The organism is Citrobacter sp. S46_ASV_140, assembly GCF_018919545.1.
In the GTDB taxonomy this organism is placed as follows: Bacteria; Pseudomonadota; Gammaproteobacteria; order Enterobacterales; family Enterobacteriaceae; genus Citrobacter; species Citrobacter braakii.
Genome location: NZ_JAHLRC010000109.1, coordinates 1 through 11,981 on the forward strand (window position 1 = coordinate 1; position 11,981 = coordinate 11,981).

Below are 11,981 nucleotides of genomic sequence, written 5' to 3' on the forward strand. Positions count from 1 at the left end.
GAAGAAAACAGTGCTGGCGTTACCCATGCCGAAGGTCGAGGTGCTCAATGGCGGACTGGAGATCCTGAAAACGGTCGATCTGCGTGAGCCTCTGTGCGCTGTGGACATGCCTTTTCTGCGGTTGTACGGCTATCTCGATGGACTGGTTCCGCGCAAAGTGGTCCCAATGCTCGATGCCCTGTGGCCGCATAGCGAGTCGTTGATATTTGCTAAAGCGGCGCATGCACCGTTTATCTCGCATCCTGCAGAGTTCTGCGCAGCGCTGGTGGCGTTAAAAAAACGCCTATAAATCTGTTGTGTTGCCCGGTAGAGCCACGCTTACCGGGCTTGAGATTAATGGCTACGCGTAGCCAGATCCTCAGCGGTCAGGCCGGTAATTCTGAAGATGGTCAGCAGGTCGATACCATCAGCCTGCAGGGTTGATGCAATACGTAAAGCTTCCTCTCGTTTACCTTGTTGCAAGCCCGTTTGTAACCCCTCTTGTAACCCTTTCATATGGCCTTCCTGAAGACCATTAAGATGCCCTTCTTGTCGTAATCTTTCGGCGATAGTCATCAACTTTTCCTTATGTTGGGGTAAACGTTCGGCGACCTCATGAAGAAACTCGGTAAAATGTGCGGTGTCCCCGACCTGCATTAGATAATTAAACAAGGCTTTCAACTGGCTGTCATTAGCGTGTCCTTTAATAAGCAGGATGGCCAGTTTTTCTACCAGCCCCATCAAATCGCGTTTACGAATATGTTTTTGGATGAGTTCCAACAGCGCCATCCGGCGATGCTGCATGATCTCGTCATCGGGAACCACGGTGATATCGATCAGTGGAAACGCTGAGGTATAAAGTTGTCTGGCGGCCTTTGGGTCGTCAAATTCGTCCAGCCAGCAGAGTGAGTAGGGGTATGGGCTTGCCGCGCCATGATAAAAAAGCATGGGTATCACCAGCGGGAGTTTCTTGTGACCTGCAGCCAAATGACGATGCATGACCGCAATGGCATAACGCATCAGCCGAAATGCCATATGGGCATCGGCGGTGCTCTGATGCTCAATGATGGTGTAAATATAGCCATCGCCTTCGCGGGTTTTTAATGACCACAGCACATCGGAATAGTACGCGCGCAAATCGTCCTCAATAAAGCTGCCCGATTCCAGTTGTAGCGTTTTCAGATCGCACAGTTTTTGCAAAGAGGCTGGAAGATGGAGCCGAAGAAAGTCGCGTGCGGTAGCAGGGTGGTTTAAGAACGTTTTAAAAATCGCGTCATGCGGCGTAGCAGTCGTGTCAGTATTCATGGCGATCCGTCACCTGAGAAACAAGATGACGAGACTCTACTTCCCTGGTCGCCAGTAATCATTCACGAGTTGATCACGATGCGTGACAGGCTGGAGGATAGATCAGCTTTGCTGAAACAGAGACATCTTTGTGGAATCCATTACGCAAAAAGCCGGATATCAACATAAACGCTTTATCCGGCCAGGACGTTTGCAGTCATTTTTAGACCGGATGCGTAGCGCCATCCGGCATCGAACTAGCGCAAAGCCCACCACTCGCGCAGGCAGGCTTTACCTTCCGGACAACTCTTGCAGCTTCCGGAAAGACACCCGTCGGCATCTTCCTGAATCCGCACCGCTTTACCCATCTTTTCTAACTGATTCAGCATGGCGTCAATCATGGGCTGCGGGGTGTGCAGCGTGTGGCTAATTTGAGTTGCCTCCATGCGTCCCCGCAAAGCCAATAAATCACGAACCTGAATAAGCGATGCCATTGTCGATAACCTTAGTGGCAGTCGCCAGTGGTGCTGGAACAGCAGGAGCTTGCCGTCCTGTTGGTCGCCAGCAGTGCGAGATCCACGCGACTGCGAGCTCGACGCAGCAGGCCCAGCAACACAATGTTAAACAGGATGACAGCTAAAATGCACACCAGGCTGTAGGTCGGGTGCTCTTTGTAGCTGACCGCCTGATAAAACAGCGTCGACAGAGAGTAGGCGATGTTCAGGCCCCACAGAATCGAGAAGCTCATCCAGCCACGGCTGGATTCACGTGCAATAGCGCCCATTACCGAAATACACGGCACATACAGCAGCACGAAAATCAGGTAGCTGTAAGCGGCGGCAGCGCTGCCAAATTTTTCGCCCATCACGCCCATTGCACCCGTAGCCATTTCACCGTCGCCCTTGCTGGCTTCAATAGGGTTAGCCAGTACGCTCAGGCTGAAGGTGTCTTTCAGGCTTTGCCAGGTCTCATCTACCGCGCCGAGCAGCTCGTCACCGAGGTGGAAATCTGCCGGGTTGAACTCTTCTTCCTGAATGTTTTCTGCGGTATAGAGCGTGTTCAGCGTACCGACAACCACTTCTTTCGCCATCGCGCCGGTGAACAGACCTACGGTTGCCTGCCAGTTATCTTCGTGAACGCCAATCGGCTTGAAGATCGGCGTGATTACGCGGCTGACGGAGGCCAGAGCAGAGTCGTTGATGTTGTCGACGATTTTTCCGCTCAGCGAGAAACTGTTAAACGCGCTGAGGAAAATGCTGACGATGATGATGACTTTACCCGCACGCAGAACGAAGCCTTTCAGGCGTTGCCAGGTCTGAATAATCAGACTCTTAATGTGCGGCACGTGGTACACCGGCAGCTCCATCACGAACGGCGTTGCTTCGCCACGCATGATGGTGTGTTTGAGCATCAGACCGGTCAATACCGCCATAACGATACCCAGTACGTACAGTGAGAAGACCGCCAGCGCACCGTTCTGACCAAAGAACGCTGCGGCAAAGACGGCGAAAATCGCCAGGCGAGCGCCACAGGACATAAACGGTGCCATCATGATAGTCATCAGACGTTCACGCGGGGCGTCCAGCGTACGTGCGCCCATCACTGACGGTACGTTACAGCCAAAGCCGACGATCAGCGGGACAAACGATTTGCCCGGCAGTCCCAGCGCCTGCATCAGACGGTCCATTACAAACGCGGCGCGCGCCATGTAACCGGAGTCTTCAAGGAAGGAGAGGAACAGGTACATCATGCCGATTTGCGGTACCAGTGGCAGCACGGTGTTAATCCCGCCGCCAAGACCTTGCGCCAAAAAGATAGTGAGCCAGTCCGGGAAGTGCAGCGTGTAGCCAATCCACTGAATACCATGGATAAAGAGCGCTACGGAGCCGACGTCAAACAACGGTTGCAGCGCGCCGCCAATGTTGATGGCGAGCAGGAACATCAGGTACATCACGAACAGGAAAATCGGCAGCCCGAGGAAGCGGTTGAGGACGATTTTATCTACTGCGGTGGTGAAGCGGCTCGGCTCTGCCGTCAGGGTGTTGCTGACGGTATCGCAGATAGCGGCAATGCACTGATAGCGCGCATCGGCGATATGCAGTGCCGGATCGTCCATTGTCTCGCTCAGACGTGCAATGGCGGCATCAAGGTTTTGCGCGGCATCACCCGCGTAGGCCCGGCTGTAGATATCGCCTTCCAGCATCTGTAGGCCTAGCCAGCGGCGCTGTTTTAACGGCATATCTTTGGCCATCGCATCGGCGAGGGAATCCGCTTCCTGCAGCAGCGGCTGGGCATAATGAACCAGCTCGACGGTGTCGTTTTCTTTGTAGCGATCGATCGCCAGCTTCAGCGCTTCAATGCCGCGGGCGCGGGTGGATACCAGCGGAACCACCGGGCAGCCAAGGCGAGCGGAGAGGGCATCGATATCAATACGGATTTGCTGCTTCTCGGCAATATCCAGCATATTCAACGCGACGATGCAGGGGATGCCCAGCTCAAGCAGTTGCAACGTCAGGTAGAGGTTGCGTTCAAGGTTTGAAGCATCGACCACGTTGATCAAGAGATCCGCGTCGCCGCTTAAAATATAGTGACAGGCGATCTGCTCATCGAGAGAGGTCTGGGATGAGATTGTCGTCAGAGAATAGGTGCCGGGTAAATCAACCAGCGTGACCTGGTGGTCCGTCGTTGCGAAATGACCTTCTTTACGCTCAACGGTAACGCCAGCCCAGTTGCCTACACGCTGGCGGGCGCCGGTAAGCTGGTTGAATAAAGTTGTCTTGCCGGAATTAGGATTGCCAATTAAACCAATGGTTAGTTTTTTCATTTTTATAGACTCACTGTATTAACAGGAAACCGCTTCCACTTCTAATAACGCCAGATCTTTCTTACGCAATACCAGACTTACGCGACGCGTTTCGATATGGATAGGATCGCCGAGTGGGGCGACGCGCACCACGTTGAAAGAGGAGCCGGGTAGCATGCCAAGTGACAACAGTTTCTGACGATAAGCCGGGCTGATTTCACGGGCAAAACCGGTAATTTTCCACGCACTGTCAGGAGTGAATTGCATAGGGACCTACTTATATCTCGCTAACTGGATGATTACCTCATGGGGCGGCAAGGCGGCATGAGGCCAGATGATTAGCCAACGTAAGGAAAGAGTAAATAATCAACAGATCAATGATAATGAGAATGGTTTCTATCATCAATAGAATAAATGTGACGGAATGTACAATTGGATAATAATTTGCGCCAATTTTGATATTCCTCAATATTTATTCTGGTTGAGAACGAATGATTCACGGAAATAATTAGTGAGGATCTTAATGTTTAATTAAGGTTTCATCATGTTAATGAAGTGATAAATATATGGCGGTAGAAAGCGGGAAATAGACTAAATATGCCGGATGGCAACGCTCACGCGTGTTATCCGGCTTACAAATTAATTGCGACAAGTTAGCCGGATAAGGAGGTTACCCCCCCATCCGGCACAAAAGTCACACTAGCGTTTTTTACCCATTGCCGCCGCCAGCGCATCCATCATGGCGCTGTTGCCCGCAGGCTGTGCGTCACGACCACGAGGTTTCGCGGCTTTTGGCGCCGGGCGATTGATCTGAGTGCGATCGTTATTCCCGCCGCCGCGACGCGCATTGGTTTCACCCGGCTGCTCGTCCAGACGCATGGTCAGTGCGATACGCTTACGTTGCAGGTCAACTTCCAGCACTTTCACCTTCACAATGTCGCCCGCTTTCACCACGGTGTGTGGATCTTCGACGAACTTATTCGACAATGAAGAGATATGCACCAGACCATCCTGATGAACGCCAATATCAACAAACGCGCCGAAGTTCGTGACGTTAGTGACTGCCCCTTCCAGAATCATTCCCGGCAGCAGATCGTTCATGGTTTCTACGCCATCAGCAAACTGCGCGGTTTTAAATTCAGGACGCGGGTCGCGGCCCGGTTTTTCCAGCTCTTTGATGATGTCGGTGACGGTCGGCACCCCGAAGCGTTCGTCGGTAAAATCGGCTGCTTTCAGATTGCGCAGTTCGTTGCTGTTGCCCATCAGGTCACGCAGCGATTGCTCGGTTGTGGCCAGAATGCGTTCCACAATCGGATAAGCTTCCGGGTGAACGGTAGATGCATCCAGTGGGTTATCGCCATGGTTGATACGCAGGAAGCCCGCGCACTGTTCAAAGGCTTTTGGCCCCAGGCGGCTAACTTTAAGCAGTTGCTGACGGTTCTGAAACTGACCGTTCTCATCGCGCCAGGCGACGATGTTTTGCGCCATCATGCGCGTCAGGCCAGCAACGCGGGTCAGCAGCGGCACGGAAGCGGTATTCAGATCGACGCCGACGGCGTTCACGCAGTCTTCCACCACCGCATCCAGCTTGCGCGCCAGCTGCGTCTGGCTTACATCGTGCTGATACTGGCCCACGCCGATAGATTTCGGATCGATTTTCACCAGCTCCGCCAACGGATCCTGCAAACGACGGGCGATAGACACCGCGCCACGCAGCGAAACATCGAGATCCGGGAACTCCAGCGCCGCCAGCTCGGAAGCAGAGTAAACCGATGCCCCGGCTTCGCTGACAATCACTTTCTGCGCGGTCACTTTCGGGAACTGCTTCTGGACGTCGAGGAAGAAACGCTCGGTTTCGCGCGACGCCGTACCGTTACCAATCGCGACCAGCTCAACGTTGTATTTTTCACACAACGCCGCCACGGCAACGGCGGCTTTGGCTGCCTGGCCGGTATGCGGATAAATAGTGTCGGTCGCGACCAGCTTGCCGGTACCATCAACCACTGCCACTTTTACACCGGTACGCAGACCCGGATCGAGACCCATTGTGGCGCGCAGCCCGGCCGGGGCGGCCATCAGTAGGTCATGCAGGTTACGGGCAAAGACGTTGATCGCTTCATCTTCCGCACGTTCACGCACGGTACCCATCAGCTCAGTTTCAAGGTGCATCAGCACTTTGATGCGCCACGTCCAGCTAACAACGCCTTTACGCCAGCTGTCAGCGGGGGCGTTGTTCAGGCGCAGTCCCAGGTGATCCTGGATAATCTGCTCGCCGTGGCTCTCTTTTGGCGGCTCATCGAATTGCGGATCGGCATTTAGTGAAAGCTGCAACACGCCTTCGTTACGACCACGGAACATGGCCAGCGCACGGTGGGATGGAACGGTAGAAATAGGTTCGTGGTGATCGAAGTAATCGCGGAACTTAGCGCCTTCCTCTTCTTTGCCACTAACCACGGCGGCAACCAGATGGGCGTTTTTCCACAAATAATCACGCACTTTTGCCAGCAGCGCAGCGTCTTCGGCGAAGCGCTCCATCAGAATGTAGCGTGCGCCATCGAGGGCGGCTTTGGTATCGGCCACGCCGTTTTCAGCGTTGAGATATTTTGCGGCTTCGGTTTCCGGGTCATGGGACGGTTCGTTCCACAGCAGATCTGCCAGCGGCTCCAGTCCGGCCTCAATGGCTATCTGCCCACGGGTGCGGCGCTTAGGTTTGTACGGCAGATAGAGATCTTCGAGTTCGGTCTTACTTAACGTGCCGTTGATCGCGTTCGCCAAATCGTCGGTCAGTTTGCCTTGCTCGCCGATAGATTTCAGGATTGCCTGACGGCGGTCTTCCAGTTCACGCAGATATCCCAGACGGGTCTCCAGATTACGCAGTTGCGTATCGTCCAGACCGCCGGTGATTTCCTTACGATAACGTGCGATAAACGGCACGGTGTTCCCTTCGTCAAGCAGGCGAACGGCAGCTTCTACCTGTTCAGCACGAGCCTGAATTTCACCTGCGATAATGCGGCAGAAAGAATCATTCATCATGGATAGCTTCGTCTATAGGATAAAAAATCAGGGGATAGTTATACGGATTGACTGGCAAAAATGCCAGTCATCTACCGGGGCTTCGGATTGTTCCGGTCTCACTTAACGTATTTAATTTCGTTCACGTACCAGCTGGCTTCACCACCAGGGGTGTTGACTATCGCGAGATCGCCGACCTCTTTTTTCAGCAGCGCCCGCGCCATCGGTGAGTCGATAGAAATGTAATCTTTACGACCGAAGATCTCATCGTAGCCGACAATACGGAATTTACGGATGTCGCCATCGTCATTTTCAATCTCGACCCACGCGCCAAAGAAGACTTTGCCCTCTTGCTGCGGGGAGTAATCGACGATTTTCAAATTCTCCATGCACTTGGTCAAATAACGGACACGGCGGTCGATCTCACGCAGACGCTTTTTATTATACTGGTAGTCGGCATTTTCGCTGCGGTCACCCAGACTTGCGGCCCAGGTAACCTTTTTGGTGACTTCCGGGCGCTCTTCACGCCAGAGGTAATTCAGCTCTTGTTTGAGTTTTTCATACCCTTCGCGGGTTATCAGGGGCGTTTTCATCTTATTGTTTTACCTTCGACTCTGTGATGATGCGCACAATTAGTATTACGCGAGCATATCAACAGAATAAATAATGTATTGCGAGAAACATTGTATACTTAAGCTGCTGTTTAATATGCTTTGTAACAATTTAGCCTGGAATTCATACCAGAATTCGCTGGTGACTCACGTTAGCTTTCTTAAGAATATACACTTAATTGTTGCGAACCTTTGGGAGTAATAACAATGCAAGAGAACTATAAGATTCTGGTGGTCGATGACGACATGCGCTTGCGTGCGCTTCTGGAGCGTTATCTGACCGAGCAGGGCTTCCAGGTTCGAAGCGTCGCTAACGCTGAGCAGATGGATCGTCTGCTGACCCGTGAGTCCTTTCACCTGATGGTGCTGGATTTAATGCTGCCGGGAGAAGATGGCCTGTCTATTTGCCGTCGCCTGCGCAGTCAAAGCAACCCGATGCCGATCATTATGGTCACGGCGAAGGGTGAAGAAGTCGATCGTATCGTTGGGCTGGAAATTGGCGCTGACGATTACATTCCGAAACCGTTTAACCCGCGAGAACTGCTGGCGCGTATTCGCGCTGTACTGCGTCGTCAGGCGAACGAACTGCCGGGCGCGCCTTCTCAGGAAGAAGCGGTCATTGCTTTTGGTAAGTTTAAACTGAACCTCGGTACGCGTGAAATGTTCCGTGAAGATGAGCCAATGCCGCTCACCAGTGGGGAATTTGCGGTACTGAAAGCGCTGGTAAGCCACCCGCGCGAGCCGCTGTCCCGCGACAAGCTGATGAACCTGGCCCGTGGTCGTGAATATTCGGCGATGGAGCGTTCTATCGACGTCCAGATTTCTCGTCTGCGCCGTATGGTGGAAGAGGACCCGGCGCATCCGCGCTACATTCAGACCGTGTGGGGTCTCGGCTACGTCTTTGTTCCGGACGGTTCTAAAGCATGAGGCGAATGCGCTTCTCGCCACGAAGTTCGTTTGCCCGCACGTTATTGCTCATCGTCACCTTGCTGTTTGCCAGCCTGGTGACGACTTACCTGGTAGTGCTGAACTTCGCGATACTGCCGAGCCTCCAGCAGTTTAATAAGGTCCTGGCCTACGAAGTTCGTATGCTGATGACCGATAAACTGCAGTTGGAGGACGGTACGCAACTGGTGGTGCCGCCCGCATTCCGCCGGGAAATTTATCGTGAGCTGGGTATTTCCCTCTATTCCAACGAGGCCGCTGAAGAAGCGGGACTGCGTTGGGCGCAACACTATGAATTCTTAAGCCATCAGATGGCGCAGCAGCTGGGCGGTCCGACGGAAGTCCGTGTTGAGGTGAACAAAAGCTCGCCGGTCGTATGGCTGAAAACCTGGCTGTCGCCCAATATCTGGGTACGCGTGCCGCTGACGGAGATCCATCAGGGCGATTTCTCACCGCTGTTCCGCTACACGCTGGCGATTATGCTGTTGGCTATCGGTGGCGCGTGGCTGTTTATCCGTATCCAGAACCGACCGCTGGTGGATCTTGAACATGCGGCGCTGCAGGTGGGGAAAGGTATCATTCCGCCGCCGCTGCGTGAGTATGGTGCTTCAGAGGTGCGCTCCGTTACCCGAGCCTTTAACCATATGGCTGCGGGTGTGAAGCAACTGGCAGATGACCGTACGCTGTTAATGGCGGGCGTGAGCCACGATTTACGTACTCCGCTGACGCGTATTCGTCTGGCGACCGAAATGATGGGCGAAGAGGATGGTTATCTCGCGGAGTCCATCAATAAGGATATCGAAGAGTGCAATGCCATTATCGAGCAGTTCATCGATTATCTGCGTACCGGTCAGGAGATGCCGATGGAGATGGCGGATCTGAACTCGGTATTAGGCGAAGTGGTCGCAGCGGAAAGCGGCTATGAACGTGAAATCGAAACTGCGCTGCTGCCGGGCAGCATTCAGGTGAAAATGCACCCGCTGTCGATCAAGCGTGCGGTTGCCAATATGGTGGTTAACGCCGCCCGTTACGGCAACGGCTGGATTAAGGTCAGCAGCGGTACGGAGACGCATCGCGCCTGGTTCCAGGTAGAAGATGATGGTCCGGGCATCAAGCCGGAGCAGCGTAAACACCTGTTCCAGCCGTTTGTCCGCGGCGACAGCGCGCGTAGTACCAGCGGCACGGGCCTGGGTCTGGCGATTGTGCAGCGTATTATCGATAACCATAACGGTATGCTGGAAATTGGCACCAGTGAACGAGGAGGGTTGTCGATCCGCGCCTGGCTTCCGGTTCCCTTCACTCGCGCGCAGGGCACCACGAAAGACGCATAAGAAAGGGAGGCGAAATGCCTCCCTTTTTGTTGCTGTAGGCCGGATAAGGCGAAACCGCCATCCGGCACTCTTCGTTACAGCTTCGGTCCGGCGCTAACCAGCGCTTCACCCGCAGGGGTATCGGTGTATTTCTCGAAGTTCTCGATAAACAGTTTCGCCAGTGCGTTGGCTTTTTCCTGCCACTGCTCCGGAGAAGCATAGGTATTACGCGGATCGAGAATGCGAGTATCCACGCCCGGCAGCTCGGTTGGGATAGCCAGGTCAAACATCGGCAGACGGAACGTTTCTGCGTCATCCAGCGAACCGTTCAGGATAGCGTCGATAATCGCGCGGGTATCTTTGATAGAGATACGCTTGCCGGTACCGTTCCAGCCGGTGTTAACCAGATATGCCTGCGCACCTGCCGCCTGCATACGTTTCACCAGTACTTCTGCGTACTGCGTTGGGTGCAGTGACAGGAATGCTGCGCCAAAGCAGGCTGAGAAGGTTGGGGTTGGTTCGGTGACGCCACGTTCGGTACCGGCCAGTTTGGCGGTGAAGCCAGACAGGAAGTGGTACTGGGTTTGGTCTGCCGTAAGACGAGAGACTGGCGGCAGCACGCCAAACGCATCGGCGGTCAGGAAGATCACTTTGGTGGCGTGACCCGCTTTTGACACCGGCTTAACGATGTTATCGATGTGATAAATCGGGTAGGACACGCGGGTGTTTTCGGTTTTGGAACCGTCGTCGAAGTCGATGGAACCATCTGCGCGCACGGTGACGTTTTCCAGCAGCGCGTCACGACGGATTGCGTTGTAGATTTCCGGCTCGGCATCTTTAGACAGTTTGATGGTCTTCGCGTAGCAACCGCCTTCAAAGTTAAACACGCCGTCGTCATCCCAGCCGTGTTCGTCATCGCCAATCAGGCGGCGTTTCGGATCGGTGGACAGCGTTGTTTTACCCGTACCGGACAGGCCAAAGAAGACTGCCACATCACCTTTTTCCCCGACGTTTGCCGAGCAGTGCATGGAGGCAATGCCTTTCAGCGGCAGCAGGTAGTTCATTACGGAGAACATACCTTTCTTCATTTCGCCGCCGTACCAGGTGCCACCAATCAACTGGATACGCTCAGTCAGGTTGAAAGCCACGAAGTTTTCGGAGTTCAGACCCTGCTCTTTCCACTGCGGGTTAGTGCATTTAGCGCCGTTCATCACGATGAAATCAGGTTTGAAATCAACCAGCTCTTCGTCGCTTGGGCGGATGAACATGTTTTTAACAAAATGCGCCTGCCAGGCTACTTCGGTAATGAAGCGTACGGAAAGGCGGGTATCGGCGTTAGCGCCGCAGAATGCATCAATGATAAACAGACGCTTACCGGAAAGCTGCTGGGTGACTAATCCTTTCAGATGCTGCCAGGTTTCCGGGGAGAGCGGTTTGTTGTCGTTCTTACCTTTACCTTTGTCGGACCACCAGAGCGTGTCGCGCGTGGTGTCGTCACGGACAATATACTTATCCTTTGGCGAACGTCCGGTAAAGATACCGGTATCAACGGCAACGGCGCCCAGGTTTGTTAACACGCCACGCTCATAACCTTCCAGGTTTGGATCAAGTTCCTCCTGGAAAAGCGTGTCGTAGTCTGGATTGTAAACGATATCCTGAACGTCATTGATACCATAAGCCTTGAGATCTTGCGGGGTTAAACTGTTGTTCACACGCATTTCACTGCTCCTTAGCCAATATGTATTACCTGGAATAGTAAGGTTTTTTAGGGATTGCTAACCGCGACAAGGCTCATAGATTTACGCATCCGGGAAAATCACGGATAACCGAATGCGCTGCGACTCCTGTCACAAAGAGGCGGATATTATGGCAGGAAACCCTTTTTTGTTGTGGAAAATGTTCTTAAAACGTTAATAGAGAGTGTTTTTGGCGGGAAACTTGTGAGTGTAATCGCATTCACGTAAGAAAATAACGTAACTCATACATAAACAATATCGATTCACTTCCCGCCGCAGTGGTCCGGGATCGGCCTATCAA

The 11,981-nt window shown here is 53.4% G+C and carries 10 protein-coding genes; 3 read left to right on the forward strand and 7 right to left on the reverse strand.

Annotated features, from left to right (window positions below; translation table 11 throughout):
* Positions 1 to 289 (forward strand): alpha/beta fold hydrolase (locus tag KQJ19_RS19180; protein ID WP_346011599.1); only part of this gene is annotated, 289 nt, incomplete at its 5' end.
* Between the two features lie 44 nt (positions 290 to 333).
* Here KQJ19_RS19180 and KQJ19_RS19185 read toward each other — a convergent pair.
* From KQJ19_RS19185 to greB, 6 genes are all read right to left on the reverse strand, one after another.
* Complete coding sequence (locus tag KQJ19_RS19185; RefSeq protein ID WP_216403994.1) at positions 334 to 1,284, reverse strand: Rpn family recombination-promoting nuclease/putative transposase; 951 nt, start codon at positions 1,282 to 1,284, stop codon at positions 334 to 336.
* 236 nt (positions 1,285 to 1,520) lie between these two features.
* The gene (feoC, locus tag KQJ19_RS19190; protein ID WP_003023516.1) at positions 1,521 to 1,757 is read right to left on the reverse strand and encodes a [Fe-S]-dependent transcriptional repressor FeoC; all 237 of its coding nucleotides are present in this window, start codon (positions 1,755 to 1,757) and stop codon (positions 1,521 to 1,523) included.
* 11 nt (positions 1,758 to 1,768) lie between these two features.
* Positions 1,769 to 4,087 (reverse strand): Fe(2+) transporter permease subunit FeoB, encoded by a 2,319-nt coding sequence (gene feoB / locus KQJ19_RS19195; protein ID WP_103766944.1) that lies wholly within the window; start codon positions 4,085 to 4,087, stop codon positions 1,769 to 1,771.
* Positions 4,088 to 4,105: 18 nt separating this feature from the next.
* Positions 4,106 to 4,333, reverse strand: coding sequence for a ferrous iron transporter A (gene feoA / locus KQJ19_RS19200; protein WP_003023519.1), 228 nt, complete (start codon positions 4,331 to 4,333; stop codon positions 4,106 to 4,108).
* A 432-nt stretch (positions 4,334 to 4,765) separates the two neighbouring features.
* Entirely contained in the window at positions 4,766 to 7,099 is a 2,334-nt protein-coding gene (locus KQJ19_RS19205) for a Tex family protein (RefSeq protein ID WP_216403995.1), read from the reverse strand.
* Between the two features lie 98 nt (positions 7,100 to 7,197).
* Positions 7,198 to 7,671, reverse strand: a complete 474-nt coding sequence (gene greB, locus KQJ19_RS19210) for a transcription elongation factor GreB (RefSeq protein WP_016157642.1) — start codon at positions 7,669 to 7,671, stop codon at positions 7,198 to 7,200.
* Positions 7,672 to 7,896: 225 nt separating this feature from the next.
* On the opposite strand from greB, the gene ompR reads away from it, so the two are divergent.
* Both ompR and envZ read left to right on the forward strand, forming a co-directional pair.
* Positions 7,897 to 8,616 carry a two-component system response regulator OmpR gene (gene ompR, locus KQJ19_RS19215; protein WP_001157751.1) on the forward strand — a complete coding sequence of 240 codons (720 nt, stop codon included), beginning with the start codon at positions 7,897 to 7,899 and terminating at the stop codon, positions 8,614 to 8,616.
* Positions 8,613 to 9,965 (forward strand): two-component system sensor histidine kinase EnvZ, encoded by a 1,353-nt coding sequence (envZ, locus tag KQJ19_RS19220; RefSeq protein WP_006687412.1) that lies wholly within the window; start codon positions 8,613 to 8,615, stop codon positions 9,963 to 9,965. The genes ompR and envZ overlap by 4 nt, the downstream gene beginning before the upstream one ends.
* Positions 9,966 to 10,039: 74 nt before the next feature.
* Here envZ and pckA read toward each other — a convergent pair whose 3' ends face one another.
* Positions 10,040 to 11,662, reverse strand: a complete 1,623-nt coding sequence (gene pckA, locus KQJ19_RS19225; RefSeq protein WP_016154801.1) for a phosphoenolpyruvate carboxykinase (ATP) — start codon at positions 11,660 to 11,662, stop codon at positions 10,040 to 10,042.
* Between the last annotated feature and the right edge of the window lie 319 nt (positions 11,663 to 11,981).